Annotated in this window: 10 protein-coding genes; 6 read left to right on the forward strand and 4 right to left on the reverse strand. The window is 70.1% G+C overall.

Features of this window, described 5'->3' with window-relative positions; translation table 11 throughout:
• The 3 genes from treS to glgB all read left to right on the forward strand — a co-directional run.
• A partial coding sequence (gene treS / locus IE278_RS17560) for a maltose alpha-D-glucosyltransferase (protein ID WP_189773366.1) occupies positions 1 to 1,371 on the forward strand: 1,371 nt, incomplete at its 5' end.
• Between the two features lie 106 nt (positions 1,372 to 1,477).
• A complete protein-coding gene (locus tag IE278_RS17565; RefSeq protein WP_189773368.1) occupies positions 1,478 to 2,908 on the forward strand; it encodes a maltokinase N-terminal cap-like domain-containing protein in 1,431 nt (476 codons plus the stop codon).
• 48 nt (positions 2,909 to 2,956) lie between these two features.
• Positions 2,957 to 5,404: a 1,4-alpha-glucan branching enzyme gene (glgB, locus tag IE278_RS17570; protein ID WP_189773370.1), complete on the forward strand. Its 2,448-nt coding sequence runs from the start codon at positions 2,957 to 2,959 to the stop codon at positions 5,402 to 5,404.
• A 210-nt stretch (positions 5,405 to 5,614) separates the two neighbouring features.
• Here glgB and IE278_RS17575 read toward each other — a convergent pair whose 3' ends face one another.
• From IE278_RS17575 to IE278_RS17590, 4 genes are all read right to left on the reverse strand, one after another.
• The gene (locus IE278_RS17575; RefSeq protein WP_246570370.1) at positions 5,615 to 7,879 is read right to left on the reverse strand and encodes a HelD family protein; all 2,265 of its coding nucleotides are present in this window, start codon (positions 7,877 to 7,879) and stop codon (positions 5,615 to 5,617) included.
• 221 nt (positions 7,880 to 8,100) lie between these two features.
• Positions 8,101 to 8,433 (reverse strand): thioredoxin, encoded by a 333-nt coding sequence (trxA, locus tag IE278_RS17580; protein WP_281403182.1) that lies wholly within the window; start codon positions 8,431 to 8,433, stop codon positions 8,101 to 8,103.
• Positions 8,430 to 8,858, reverse strand: coding sequence for a MerR family transcriptional regulator (locus IE278_RS17585; RefSeq protein WP_189773373.1), 429 nt, complete (start codon positions 8,856 to 8,858; stop codon positions 8,430 to 8,432). Before IE278_RS17585 ends, trxA begins: the two co-directional genes overlap by 4 nt.
• A gap of 284 nt (positions 8,859 to 9,142) precedes the next feature.
• Positions 9,143 to 10,552, reverse strand: a complete 1,410-nt coding sequence (locus IE278_RS17590; RefSeq protein ID WP_189773375.1) for a cation:dicarboxylate symporter family transporter — start codon at positions 10,550 to 10,552, stop codon at positions 9,143 to 9,145.
• Between the two features lie 144 nt (positions 10,553 to 10,696).
• Here IE278_RS17590 and IE278_RS17595 point away from each other — a divergent pair, with 144 nt between their 5' ends.
• The 3 genes from IE278_RS17595 to IE278_RS17605 all read left to right on the forward strand — a co-directional run bounded on the left by IE278_RS17595 (position 10,697) and on the right by IE278_RS17605 (position 14,789).
• Positions 10,697 to 12,514, forward strand: coding sequence for a sensor histidine kinase (locus IE278_RS17595; protein ID WP_189773377.1), 1,818 nt, complete (start codon positions 10,697 to 10,699; stop codon positions 12,512 to 12,514).
• Positions 12,511 to 13,203, forward strand: a complete 693-nt coding sequence (locus IE278_RS17600; protein ID WP_189773379.1) for a response regulator — start codon at positions 12,511 to 12,513, stop codon at positions 13,201 to 13,203. Before IE278_RS17595 ends, IE278_RS17600 begins: the two co-directional genes overlap by 4 nt.
• A 218-nt stretch (positions 13,204 to 13,421) precedes the next feature.
• Positions 13,422 to 14,789 (forward strand): extracellular solute-binding protein, encoded by a 1,368-nt coding sequence (locus IE278_RS17605; RefSeq protein WP_373312024.1) that lies wholly within the window; start codon positions 13,422 to 13,424, stop codon positions 14,787 to 14,789.
• Positions 14,790 to 14,832 lie beyond the last annotated feature (43 nt).

The raw sequence follows: 14,832 nt of genomic DNA on the forward strand, positions 1-14,832 counted from the left end.
ATGCGCGTCATCATCGACTTCGTCATGAACCACACCAGCGACCAGCACCCCTGGTTCCAGGCTTCCCGCAACGACCCCACCGGGCCTTACGGCGACTACTACATGTGGGCCGACAACGACCAGCAATACGCCGACGCCCGCATCATCTTCGTCGACACCGAAGCCTCCAACTGGACCTTCGACCCCATCCGCAAGCAGTACTACTTCCACCGCTTCTTCTCCCACCAACCCGACCTCAACTTCGAAAACCCCGCCGTCGTCGAAGAAATCATCTCCGCCCTGCGCTTCTGGCTCGACCTCGGCATCGACGGCTTCCGCCTCGACGCCGTCCCCTACCTCTTCGCCGAAGAAGGCACCGACTGCGAAAACCTCCCCGCCACCCACCAGGTCCTCAAACAGGTCCGCGCCGAGATCGACGCCCACTACCCCGACACCGTCCTGCTCGCCGAAGCCAACCAATGGCCCGAAGACGTCGTCGACTACTTCGGCGACTACACCGCCGGCGGCGACGAATGCCACATGGCCTTCCACTTCCCCGTCATGCCCCGCATCTTCATGGCCGTCCGCCGCGAATCCCGCTACCCCGTCTCCGAAATCCTCGCGAAAACCCCCGCCATCCCCTCCGGCTGCCAATGGGGCATCTTCCTGCGCAACCACGACGAGCTCACCCTCGAAATGGTCACCGACGAAGAACGCGACTACATGTACGCCGAATACGCCAAAGACCCCCGCATGCGCGCCAACATCGGCATCCGAAGGCGCCTGGCCACCCTCCTGGACAACGACCGCAACCAGATCGAACTGTTCACCGCCCTCCTGCTGTCCCTCCCCGGCAGCCCGATCCTCTACTACGGCGACGAGATCGGCATGGGCGACAACATCTGGCTCGGCGACCGCGACGCCGTACGCACCCCCATGCAGTGGACCCCCGACCGCAACGCCGGCTTCTCCTCCTGCGACCCCGGCCGCCTCTACCTGCCCACCATCATGGACCCCGTCCACGGCTACCAGGTCACCAACGTCGAAGCCTCCATGAGCAACCCCTCATCACTGCTGCACTGGACCCGCCGCATGATCGAGATCCGCAAACAGAACCCCGCCTTCGGCCTCGGCTCCTACACCGAACTCCCCTCCTCCAACCCCGCCGTCATCGCCTTCCTGCGCGAATACAAGGACGACCTCGTCCTGTGCGTCCACAACTTCTCCCGCTTCGCCCAACCCACCGAACTCGACCTCCAGACCTTCAACGGACGCCACCCCGTCGAACTCATCGGCGGCGTCCGCTTCCCCGCCATCGGCGAACTCCCCTACCTCCTCACCCTCGCCGGCCACGGCTTCTACTGGTTCCGCCTCCGCAAGGACGCCGTCTAGGCCCCGGCCCGGACAGGCACGTACAACGGGCGGCGGGGCGGTTTCCCCCGCCCCGCCCTGGGCACGCAGTAGTAACACCCCGACTCCGGGGAAAGGACGCGACGCCATGTCCGAAGCCGTCACCCGCTCCACGCACTCCGCTTCGACGAGCCCCGGTCTTCTCGCGTCCCTCGATCCACTGCTTCGCGAGTGGCTTCCACGGCAGCGGTGGTTCGCGGGAAAAGGCCGTCCCGTCACCGGGTTCTCCCTGGTCTCGGTGACCGAAGTGCTGCCACTGAACTCCCGGCTGGGCCTGCTCCATCTGCTCGTCCGGGCCCACCAGCCGCTCGTGCCCACGCAGAGCGCCCCCGCGCATCCGGCCGACTGCTACCAGCTGCTGCTCGGCGTGCGCGAGACACTGCCGCCGCACCTGGCGCCCGCGCTGATCGGCCATCCGACACAGGGGCCGCTGGCCGGACTGACCGTGTACGAGGCCCTGCACGACCCGCGCCCCGCCGATGTCCTCCTGGAGGCCCTGCGGGAACGCGCGCACATCGGTGAGCTGCGCTTCGAGCGGGACATGGCACAGGAGATCCGGGGCGATCTGGTGCCGCGCCTGGTCACCGCCGAGCAGTCCAACTCTTCTCTCGTCTACGGAGATACGTTCATCCTGAAGCTCCTGCGCCGGATCGTGCCCGGGATCAACCCCGATCTGGAGCTGCCTTTGGCGCTGGCCCGCGAGGGCTGCGCACGGGTTCCGGCGCCCGCCGGCTGGGTGCTCGCCGATCTGGCCGACGACCCCGGCGACCCGTACGTCCTGGGTGTTCTGCAGCCCTTCCTCCAGGGCGCCTCGGACGGCTGGGACCTGGCACTGCGCGAACTCGCCAAGGGTGAGGACTTCAGCGGTGCCGCGCGGGCGCTCGGCCGGGCCACGGCCGAGGTGCACACCGCGCTGGCCCGCGCGCTGCCCGAGGTGACCATGGGACGCGCGCAGATGGAACTGCTGGTGGAGGGGATGACCGAACGGCTGACGGCCGCCGTCCAGACCGTCCCCTCGCTGCTGCCGTACGCGCCCGGTCTGCGGTCCGCGTTCGACGCGCTCGCCGATCTGGCGAGCGAGGGCCAGACCTGGACGGCCCAGCGGATCCACGGGGACCTGCATCTGGGCCAGTGCCTTCGGTCGCCGTCCGGCAGCTGGTCGCTGATCGACTTCGAGGGCGAACCCTCCAAGCCGCTCGCCGAGCGCCGCCTGCCCCAGCCGACCGCGCGGGACGTGGCCGGCATGCTCCGCTCCTTCGACTACGCCGCGCACTCGCTGCGCGCGGGGGCCACCGCCCCGTCCGCCGTGCCCGGCTGGGCGGACGCGTGCCGGGCCGCGTACTGCTCCGGTTACGCCGAGGCCGGCGGGCGTGACCCGCGTACGGATCCGGTGCTGCTGCGCGCCTACGAGACCGACAAGGCGATCTACGAAGTCGTGTACGAGGCACGGCACCGGCCCGACTGGCTGCCCGTGCCGATGGCGGCGGTCCGCCGGCTGGCCCTTCCCGAACCGTCCTGACCGTCCTGACCCGCTCCACCTCATCACTGTGCCGAGGAGGCTCCGCCCGTGACGCCCCGCCCGAACCCGCCCGCCAAGAAGCCGAAGAGCTCGAAGGCCAAGGCCAAGGCCGCAGACAAGGCCGCCGACAAGGCCAAGGTCACCGGCAAGGCCGCCGACCAGGCGCAGGCCGGGCCGGCGGTGGAGGACGTGCGGGCCGAGGCCCCGGAGCCCGCCCCCGTCACGCCCACCGACACTCCAGCTCCGGCCGCTCCTGTCACTCCTGCCGCTGCCGTCGTACCGGTTGCGGAGCCCGTCCAGGAGGTACGGTCGCTGGCCGTGCTGGACCGGGCCGACCGGGAACGGCTGCTCGGGGGCGCGCACCACGATCCGCACGCCGTGCTCGGGGCCCACCCCGTGCCGGACGGTGTGGTCTTCCGGGTGCTGCGGCCGTACGCGCTCGCCGTGACCGTCGTCGCGGAAGGGCTGCGAGCCGAACTGCACGACGACGGGGACGGCTTCTTCTCCGCCGTACTGCCCCTGCGCGAGGTGCCGGATTACCGGCTGACGGTGGAGTACGAGGGGGCGGTCCAGGACGTCGAGGACGCGTACCGCTTCCTGCCCACCCTCGGCGACTTCGACCTGCATCTGTTCGGCGAGGGGCGGCACGAGCAGCTGTGGACGATCCTCGGCGCGGAGCCGATGGAACACCAGGGCGTGCCCGGCACCCGCTTCTCGGTCTGGGCCCCGAACGCCCGCGGTGTGCGGATCTCCGGCTCCTTCAACTTCTGGGACGGGACCGCGTTCCCGATGCGCTCGCTGGGCTCCTCCGGGGTGTGGGAGCTGTTCGCCCCCGGCGTCGGCGAGGGAGAGCTGTACAAGTTCGAGATCACCCGGCCCGACGGTACGAAGACGATGCGCGCCGACCCGATGGCCCGGCGTACGGAGCTGCCGCCGGCCACGTCGTCCGTGATCCACTCCTCGCGACACGAGTGGCAGGACCAGGAGTGGATGGAGCGGCGGGCGGACCGCCCCGCGCACCAGGCCCCCTTCTCGGTCTACGAACTCCACCTGGCCTCCTGGCGACCGGGGTTGACATACCGTCAGCTGGCCGAGCAGCTGCCCGTCTACATCTCCGACCTCGGCTTCACGCACGTCGAGCTGATGCCGGTCGCCGAGCACCCCTTCGGCGGCTCCTGGGGCTACCAGGTCACCGGCTTCTACGCGCCCACCGCCCGGCTCGGTACCCCCGACGACTTCAAGTACCTGGTCGACGCGCTGCACCGGGCCGGTATCGGCGTGATCATGGACTGGGTGCCCGCGCACTTCCCGCGGGACGAGTGGGCGCTCGCCGAGTTCGACGGGCGTCCGCTGTACGAGCACGAGGACCCGCTGCGGGCCGCGCACCCCGACTGGGGAACCCTCGAATTCGACTACGGGCGCCGCGAGGTGCGCAATTTCCTGGTCGCCAACGCCGTGTACTGGTGCGAGGAGTTCCACATCGACGGGCTGCGCGTCGACGCGGTTGCCTCCATGCTGTACCTCGACTACTCGCGCGAGGCCGGCCAGTGGACGCCCAACGTCCACGGCGGCCGGGAGAACCTCGACGCCGTCGCCTTCCTCCAGGAGATGAACGCCACCGTCTACCGGCGCGAGCCCGGGGTCGTCACGATCGCCGAGGAGTCGACCGCGTGGGACGGTGTCACCCGGGCCACCCACCACATCGGGCCCGGCGGCTTCGGCGGACTCGGCTTCGGCCTGAAGTGGAACATGGGCTGGATGCACGACTCGCTGGACTACGTCACCCACGAGCCGGTCCACCGCAAGTACCACCACCACGAGATGACGTTCTCGATGGTGTACGCGTACAGCGAGAACTACGTCCTGCCGATCTCCCACGACGAGGTCGTGCACGGCAAGCGGTCGCTGGTGTCGAAGCTGCCGGGTGACTGGTGGCAGCAGCGTGCCACCCACCGTGCCTATCTGGGCTTCATGTGGGCGCACCCCGGCAAGCAGCTCCTGTTCATGGGGCAGGAGTTCGCGCAGGGCGCCGAGTGGTCCGAGGCGCACGGGCCCGACTGGTGGCTCCTCGACCCGTCGTACGGGGCGGAGGCCGACCACCGGGGTGTACGCGATCTCGTGCGCGACCTCAACGCCGTGTACCGGCGGGTGCCGGCGCTCTGGGAGCTGGACACCGATCCCGCCGGGTTCGGGTGGGTCGCCGGGGATGCCGCCGAGGACAACGTGTTCGCGTTCCTGCGCTTCGGGGTGGACGGGGTGCCGCTGCTCGCCGTGTCCAACTTCTCGCCGGTGGTGCGGCAGGAGTACCGGCTCGGGGTGCCCGATGACGTACCCGCGTGGCATGAGGTGCTGAACACGGATGCGGGGCGGTACGGCGGGGGTGGGGTGGGGAACGCCGACCCCCTGAAGCCGGACGACCAGGCGTGGCACGGCCGCCCGGCCTCCCTCCGCCTGACCCTGCCCCCCCTGTCAACGGTATGGCTCCGCCCGGCCTAGCCCTTTTTCCTTCGCCCCCGCCGCCCCTACCCTTCCCGTCACTGCATGGGGGCTGCGCCCCCTCGCCCCCGTTGTCCTCAAACGCCGGACGGGCTGAAAGACATACGCCCGTCCGGCGACATCTCAGCCCCTCCGGCGTTTGAGGAGCGGGGGTTCGGGGGCTGGCCCCCGAGAACGGAACGGGTAGGGGCGGCGGGGGCGAGGGAAAGGTCAGAGCGCTTTTGCCAAGGGGGCCGGGAGGGGGGTGGCGTGGACGATGCCGAGGGACTGCGTGGCCCGGGTCAGGGCCACATACAGGTCGCTCGTTCCGAACCGCCCCGGCTCCACCACCAGCACCGCATCGAACTCCAGCCCCTTCGCCTGCCGCGGATCGAGCAGCACGACCCCACGGGTGAGATCGGGCGCCTCCCCCGCCGCCACCCCGTCGAGCCCCGCGGCCAGCACCCCGTGCAGTTCCCGCGGCGCGATCACCGCGAGCCGCCCTTCGGCGGGGGTCAGATCGGCGACGGCCTTCTCCACCGCACCGGCCAGGTCGGAGCTCTCGCGCACCCAGGGCCGTACCCCCGTCGACCGCACCGAGCTCGGCGGCTCGAAGCCGGGCCGCTCGGCGCGCAGCACCGCCGCCGCCACCTCCATGATCTCGGACGGCGTCCGGTAGTTGACCGCGAGACGGGTGTGTTCCCAGCGGTCCTCGACGTACGGGGACAGGATCTCCGACCAGGAGCCCACACCCGCCGCCTCGGCCGTCTGGGCCGGGTCCCCCACCAGCGTCATCGACCGCGTCGGACTGCGCCGCATCAGCAGCCGCCAGGCCATCGGCGACAACTCCTGCGCCTCGTCGACGATGATGTGCCCGAACGCCCAGGTCCGGTCGGCGGCGGCCCGCTCGGCGGCGCTGCGGTGGTCGTCCTCCTCGTGGCGCTCGGCCATCCGTTCGGCGTCGATGATGTCGTGTGCCGACAGGACCTCCGCGTCCTCGACGTCCATGTCCTCGAACTCGTACGTCCTGGACGCGTAGGAGACGTCCAGGACGCCCTGCGCGTAGGCGATCTGGCGGTCCCGCTCCTGTTCGGCGGCGGCGCGTGTCATCCGGTCGTCCTCGCCGAGGAGTTCGGCGGCCTCGTCGAGGAGGGGGACGTCGGAGGTGGTCCAGGCCCGGGTCACGGGCCGGCGGACGGCTTCCGCGTCGGCCACGGTGAGGTACGCGTCGGGTTCGGCGAGGAAGTCCGCGACGAGGCGCCGCGGGGTGACGCGCGGCCACAACTGGTCGATGGCGGCCCAGACCTCGGGGTTCTCGGCGAGATCGTCGCGGATCTGGGTGATGTCGCTGGGGTCGAGCAGGTTCGTACCGTCGAAGGGGTCCGTGCCGATCCGCTCGGCGAGCATGTCGGTGAGGGTGTTGAAGATATGGCCCTCGAAGTGTTCGCGGGCCACGTTGTGCGGCAGCCGCGCCTCACGGGTGCGGTCGCGGGCGACGCCCACGAGACCGGCGTCGAGCATCAGGATGTCCCGGTCGTGCTCGATGGCGATGACCGGGTCGGGCAGTGCCTGACGGTCGCGTACGACGGCGGCGAGGACGTCGGCCATGTCGGCGCGGCCCTTCACTGCGGCGGCCTCGGGGGTGTCGGAGGCGGTCGCCCGTACGCCGGGGAACAGCTCGCCGACGGTGGCGAGCAGGACGCCCGTCTCGCCGAGTGAGGGCAGTACCTCTCCGATGTAGCCGAGGAAGGCGGGGTTCGGGCCGACGATCAGGACGGCCCGCTTGGCGAGCAGTTCCCGGTGCTCGTAGAGGAGGTACGCCGCCCGGTGCAGCGCGACCGCCGTCTTGCCGGTGCCGGGGCCGCCCTCCACCACGAGGATGCCGCGGTGCGGGGCGCGGATGATGCGGTCCTGCTCGGCCTGGATGGTCTGCACGATGTCGCTCATGCGGCCGGTGCGCGCGGAGTTGAGCGCGGAGAGCAGCACGGCGTCGCCGGTCGGGTCCTCGTGGCCCGTACGCAGCCGGTCGCCCAGGTCGAGGATCTCGTCGTGCAGGGCGGTGACGGTACGGCCTTCGGTGGTGATGTGCCGACGGCGGCGCAGGCCCATGGGGGTGTGGCCGGTGGCGAGGTAGAAGGGGCGGGCGACCGGGGCCCGCCAGTCGATCAGGATCGGCGTGTGTTCGGCGTCGTCGGCGCGGATGCCGATACGGCCGATGTGGTGGGTGCGGCCGGAGGTGCCGCCGGTGGTGCTGCCTGTGGTGCCGTCGGAGGAGGCGTCCGTGAGGTCGATCCGGCCGAAGCAGAGCGAGCCGTCCACCGCGTTCAGCGCGGCGAGCAGGCCGGAGCGTTCGGCGACCAGGACGTCGCGTTCGAGGCGGGCCTGCATGGGGGTGCTGCCCTGGGCGAGGGCGTCCGTCACCGAGGCCTCGGTACCGCCGCGCAACGCGTCGACGCGCGCGTACAGGCCGTCGATGAATTCCTGCTCATGACGCAATTCATCGTCCGGCAATCCATTGGTCGAGTTTGTGTCTCGGTCTGTGTTCGAGGGCCTGTTTGACAATTCCGCTCCCGGCCGGATATACTGTGCACAGTGAACTTCTCCGTGACTTGTTTTACGCAAGTCGCGAACCATTCAATATACGCAAAGAAATCCCCCGCAAGCAATTGCTTGCGGGGGATTTCTTTATTCCGCCCGGCAGAGTCCGCCGCCGTGCCTCAGAGCACGTCCGCCAGCTCCTCCAGGAGCCGCCGCTTGGGGCGGGCGCCCACCATCGACTTCACCGGCCGCCCGTCGCGGAACACGATGAGCGTGGGCATCGACAGCACCCCGTACGCGTTCGTGGTCTCCGGGTTCGTGTCCACGTCCAGCTGCACCACCTTGAGTCGGTCGCCCTCCTCGGCGGCGACGGCGCTCAGCACCGGCGCGATCTGCCGGCACGGCGGGCACCAGTCCGCGGTGAACTCCACCAGCACGGGCAGCTCCGCCCCGATCACCTCCGCCTCGAAGCTGTCGTCCGTCACCTCGGCCACACCCACTGCCTTGATCACCCCGTCCGCCCTCCCAGTTCGCATACCGGTTCCGGACCGCCCGGAACCGCCGCCTCGGACGCCAGCTCGTCCATCGCCCGCTCGGCGCGCGCCAACTGCCCGCCGACCTGGTCGCGTACCGACCGCAGCTCGTCGATCAGCGCGTCGAGCTCGCCCAGCTTGCGCCGGTACACGGCGAGCGAGGCCGGACAGGCGTCGCCCTCCGGGTGGCCGGCCCGCAGACACTCCACGAAGGGCCGCGTCTCCTCCAGGTCGAACCCGAAGTCCTGCAGCGTCCTGATCTGCCGCAGCAGCTTCAGATCGTCCTCGTCGTACGTCCGGTACCCGTTGCTGCCGCGGCGCGCGGGCAGCAGGCCCCGCGACTCGTAGTACCTGAGCGTGCGCGTGGTGGTGCCGGCCCGCTCCGCCAGCTCGCCGATTCGCATGCGGTGACGGTAATCCTTGACGCCGACGTCAAGGCAAGCATGCGCGGTTCCCCGCGCCCCCAAAGACCAAAGATTGCGCCGTTCCCCGCGCCCCTAAAGACCCAAAGACTGCGCAGTTCCCCGCGCCCCTTGAGGGGCGCGGGGAACTGCGCGGCCAGCACTCACTCACCCGCATCCTCGACCCGCATCCGTCCACTGGGCTCTCGACACAGTCGAAACCACCGGCGGCCGCCAGGTGGGGGGACCTGGTCGGCCGCCGGCGGCCGGGGGAGGGAGATGGCTTGCTACGCCTTGGCGAGTTCCTTGTCGCCAGGCCCGGACTGCTCCGGCACATCAGCGGCCTCGGACGAACCGTCGCCGTCGGCACGACCCCCGTGTCCGTCGTCCAGCAGCGTCGTCTCGTCGAACGGGATCCGCCCCGCCAGCACCTCGTCCACCCGAGGCCGGTCGATCTCCTTGGTCCACGTACCGATCAGGACCGTCGCCACCGCGTTGCCCGCGAAGTTCGTCAGGGCGCGCGCCTCGCTCATGAAGCGGTCGATGCCGACGATCAGGCCGATGCCGTCCACCAGCGCCGGCTTGTGGGACGAGAGACCGCCCGCCAGGGTGGCCAGACCCGCGCCGGTGACCCCCGCCGCGCCCTTGGAGGCGACGAGCAGGAAGAGGAGCAGCGGGATCTGCTCGCTGATGGCCATCGGCGTACCCATGGCGTCGGCGATGAACAGCGACGCCATGGTCATGTAGATCATGGTGCCGTCGAGGTTGAAGGAGTAGCCGGTCGGGACGGTGATACCGACCACCGGCTTGCTGATGCCCAGGTGCTCCATCTTCGCGATGAGCCGCGGCAGCGCGGACTCGGAGGAGGAGGTGGAGAGGATGAGCAGGAACTCCCGGCCCAGGTACTTGAGGAGCAGGAAGATGTTCAGGCCCGCGACGATCCGCAGCAGCGCGCCGAGCACGATGAAGACGAAGAGGAAACAGGTCACGTAGAAGCCGAGCATCAGGACGGCGAGGCTCTTGAGTGCGTCCACACCGGCCGAGCCGGTCACCGCCGCGATCGCGCCGAACGCGCCGATGGGCGCCGCCCACATCACCATGGCGAGGATGCGGAAGACGAGGCGCTGGATGTGTTCGATGCCGCGCAGGATCGGCGCACCGGACGAGCCCATGGCCTGCAGCGCGAATCCGGTGAGCAGCGCGATGAGCAGGGTCTGCAGGACCTCGCCGCCGGTGAAGGCGGAGACCATCGTCGTGGGGATGATCCCGAGCAGGAACTCCTCGGTGTTCTTGGCCTCGACGACCTGTCCCTGGCCGGCGTCCTTGATCGCGTCGGTCACCGCGAGGCCCGTCCCGGGCTCCAGGATGTTGCCGACGACCAGGCCGATGGCGAGCGCGACGAACGACATGACCACGAAGTAGCCGAGCGCGATGCCGCCCACCGCGCCGACCTTGGCGGCCTTGCGTACCGAGCCGATGCCCAGGACGATCGTGCAGAAGATGATCGGCGAGATCATCATCTTGATCAGGTTCACGAAGCCGGTTCCGATCGGCTTCAGCTTCACCGCGAAATCGGGGGCGATCAGCCCCACCGCGATACCGGCGGCCACGGCGATGATCACCGCGATGTACAGATAGTGCGTGCGGTCCCGCTTTGCAGCGGGAGCGGCAGGTGCCGTATCGGGTGTGCTGGTCACGGCTGCCCTCCTTGACGACGTCGTCGGCATCATCCGGCGTGCGGCTCACGTCCGGGGGTTGTCGGTGACTATCTCCCAGCGTGTGAGGGCGGTCACCCTTCCGTTCATTTCGTTCACACATTTCCAGCCAGGCAGACTGTGCGCATGCGCCTTCCCCGTGCCCCCCGACCGCGCAGCCTGGCGGGCCAGCTCTTCGCCATGCAGGCCGTGCTCGTCGCCGTGGTGGTCGCGGGCTGCGCGCTCTTCACGTACGTCAGCGACCGCAGCCAGGCCGAGGACGCGGCGGGCCGGCAGGCGATGGGGGTGGCGCGTTCGGTCGCGGACTCCCCTTCCGTACGGGGGGCCATCCGCACCGAGGACCCGACGAGGACGCTCCAGCCGTACGCGCAGGCGGTGACGCGGGGCGCACAGGTCGACTTCGTCACGATCATGAACCCTGAGGGCATCCGCTGGACCCACCCCAACGAGGAGCTGATCGGCAAGCACTTCCTGGGGCACACGGACCGTGCCCTTCTCGGCCAGTCCTTCACCGAGACGTACACGGGGACGCTCGGCGAGTCCGTGCGGGCCGTCACCCCCATATACGACAGCGGCAGGATCGTCGGCCTGGTCAGTGCCGGGATCAAGGTCGACGAGATCAGCCAGCGGGTCGAGGGGCAGGTCAAGGCCCTGATCGGGGTCGCCGCCGCGGCGCTGGCGCTGGGCGCGGTCGGTACGTACGTCATCAACGCCCGCCTGCGCCGCTCCACCCACGGGATGAACGCGGCCGAGCTGAGCCGGATGCACGACTACCACGAGGCGGCCCTGCACGCGGTGCGCGAGGGGCTGCTGATGCTGGACGGGCAGTACCGGGTGGCGCTGATCAACGACGGCGGGCGTGAGCTGCTCGGGGCGCGCGGTGACGTGGTGGGCCACTCGGTGGCGGAGCTGGAACTGCCGGCTCCGCTGACGGGGGCGCTGCTGTCGGGTGAGCCGCGGGTGGACGAGGTGTATCTCACCGAGTCGCGGGTGCTCGTCGTGAACACCTCGCCGGTGTCGGGCGGCGAGCGCCGGGGCACGGTCGTGACCCTGCGCGATGTCACCGAGCTGCAGTCCCTGATGGGCGAGCTGGACTCCGAGCGGGGCTTCACGACGGCGTTGCGCTCGCAGGCCCACGAGGCGGCGAACCGGCTCCACACGGTCGTCTCGCTGATCGAGCTGGGGCGGGCCGAGGAGGCCGTCGACTTCGCCACGGCCGAGCTGGAGCTGGCGCAGGCCCTGACCGACCAGGTGGTGGCGGCGGTCAGCGAGCCGGTCCTCGCCGCGCTGCTGCTGGGCAAGACGGCCCAGGCGAACGAGCGCGGTGTCGAGCTGGTGGTCTCCGAGGACAGCAGCATCGACGACGGTCTGCTCCCGGTCTCCCTGACCGCCCGTGACCTGGTGACGGTCCTGGGCAATCTGATCGACAACGCCGTGGACGCGGCGCAGGGCTCGGTGGGCGCCCGGGTCACCGTCACCGCGCTCGCGGACGCGGAGGGTCTTGTCCTGCGGGTCACCGACACCGGGGCGGGGGTGGACCCGGCCCACACGGAGGAGGTCTTCCAGCGCGGCTGGTCCACGAAGCCGGCGGGGCCCGGTGGGCGCGGGCTCGGCCTGGCCCTCGTACGGCAGGCGGTGGCACGGCACGACGGCACGCTCACCGTGACCACGGCCCCCGGCGGCGGAGCGTCCTTCGAGGCGCGCCTGCCGTTGCCTCCGGCGGTGGAAAGGTCCCGGGAAGGGGCTAGGGTCCACGCCGGGGCCGGAACCGACTCCGAGCCGTCTTCGAGGGACGCGGGGAACGGCGCGGTCCTTCGCCCGTCAGGGGCGCGGGGAACGGCGCGGCCGGCCCCCGCCGACCCGCACCCCGCAACCGAACCCGGCCCCGGGGCGGGGGCAGAGCCAAAAGCCTCGCCCCCGCCGCCGCACGGAGGCACCGTATGAGCACGCCTTCCCCCGGTCAGGACATCCGCGTCCTGGTCGTCGAGGACGACCCCGTCGCGGCGGACGCGCATGTCCTGTACGTGGGGCGGGTGCCCGGATTCACCGCGGTCGGCAAGGCGCACACGGGTGCGGAGGCCAGACGCGCGCTGGACCGCACACCCGTGGACCTGCTCCTCCTCGACCTCCACCTCCCGGACGTGCACGGTCTGCAGCTGGCCCGCTCGCTGCGGGCCGCCGGCTACCACGCGGACGTGATCGCGGTGACGTCCGCGCGCGACCTGACCGTCGTACGGGAGGGCGTGTCGCTGGGAGTCGTGCAGTACGTACTGAAGCCGTTCACCTTCGCCACCCTGCGGGACCGGCTCGTCCGGTACGCCGAGTTCCACGCCGCGGCCGGCGAGGCCAGCGGTCAGGACGAGGTCGACCGGGCCCTCGCCACGCTCCGGGCGCCCGGCCCGGCGGCCCTGCCGAAAGGGCTGAGCGCGCCCACGCTGGAGAAGGTCACCCGGGCGCTGCGCGACCACGCGGAGGGGCTGACCGCGACGGGCGTCGCCGCGGCCGTGGGCATCTCGCGGATCACGGCCCGGCGGTATCTGGAGCATCTGGTGGACGCGGGGAGAGCGGGGCGCAGCCCTCAGTACGGGCAGGTGGGCCGCCCGGAGCTGCAGTACCGATGGGTCAAGGGGTGACCGGCGGCGTACCCGGACACGTACGCGCGGCCGAACATTCAGGCCATATGCGGGACTACACGGCGCTACGGGACCACGACGGGCCGCGACAGGGCACGATGAGACACGACCGTAACGGAGCAGTCGCGCAAGGTCATTGACCTGACATGACCACTGCTCTTACGTTCGGGCCATCGAACAACGGCCACAAAGACGTCGGCCGGCAGGAGGTCGTACCCGTGCGTCCCACCCCCACTCCGCTCCTTGTCGCGACCCTGCTCACCGCCACCGCGCTCACCGCCTGCGGCAGCGGTTCCGGCAGCGATCCGGACACCGTGGAGATCTCCTACAAACAGTCGACGGACAACTCCGTCCGTGTCATGGACAAGTACCTCGCGGACATCAAGACGCAGTTCGAGAAGGCCAACCCGGGCAAGAAGGTCAAGCTGGTCCCGATCAAGGCCCCGGACTCGGAGTACTACACGAAGCTCCAGCAGATGCTCCGCTCCCCCAAGACCGCACCGGACCTGGTCTACGAGGACACGTTCCTCATCAACTCCGACATCACGAGCGGCTACCTCAAGCCCCTGGACCCGTACCTCGACAAGTGGGACGACTGGGGCCAGTTCATCGACACGGCGAAGTCGGCGGCGCAGGCGGAGGACGGCAAGACGTACGGCGTCCCGGACGGCACGGACACCCGCGGTCTCTGGTTCGACAAGGGCATCTTCAAGGAGGCCGGACTGCCGGCCGACTGGCAGCCGAGGAACTGGGACGACATCCTCGACGCGGCCCGCACGATCAAGGAGAAGGTCCCGGACGTCACCCCCATGAACGTGTACACGGGCAAGCCCGCGGGTGAGGCGGCCACCATGCAGGGCTTCGAGATGCTCCTGTACGGGACGGCCACCGGCGCCACCGAGAGCCCGCTGTACGACACGGGGTCCAAGAAGTGGATCACCGGCAGCCAGGGGTTCAAGGACTCGCTGCAGTTCGTCGAGACGGTCTTCAAGGAGAAGCTCGGCCCGGACGTCTCGGACGCCCTCGACCCGAACTTCGCGACCCGCGTCCGCGGTGAACTGCTCCCCGAGGGCAAGCTCGGCATCAACCTCGACGGCTCCTGGCTCCCGCAGGACTGGCTGAAGGGCAGCGGCCACGAGTGGCCCGAGTGGTCGGAGAAGCTGGGGCTCGCGTACATGCCGACGCAGAACGGCCAGTCCCCCGGCAAGGTGAGCATGTCGGGCGGCTGGACCTGGGCCGTCCCGAGCAAGGCCGCCAACCCCGACATGGCCTTCGAGTTCGTCAAGCTGATGCAGACGAAGGCGAACGCCCAGAAGTGGTACATCGCCAACTCCGGTATCGCGGTGCGCACGGACGTGGCCGAGGACCCGGCGTACGCGAAGGCGCAGCCCGGCATCGAGTTCTTCACGGATCTGGTGGCCAACACGCACTACCGCCCGGCCTACCCCGCGTACCCGAAGGTCTCCACGGCCATCCAGGAGGCGATGGAAGGGGTGACGACGGGCGACAGCTCGGTCACCGAGGCGGCCAAGGGCTACGACGAGGAACTGAAGTCGGTCACGGACAACCAGGTCATCAAGAAGTGAGCACAGTGTGGTCGTAAGTCAGCGGGGAGCGGGTCCCGGTGAG

The sequence above is a fragment of the Streptomyces tauricus genome, assembly GCF_014650955.1.
Classification (GTDB): domain Bacteria; phylum Actinomycetota; class Actinomycetes; order Streptomycetales; family Streptomycetaceae; genus Streptomyces; species Streptomyces tauricus.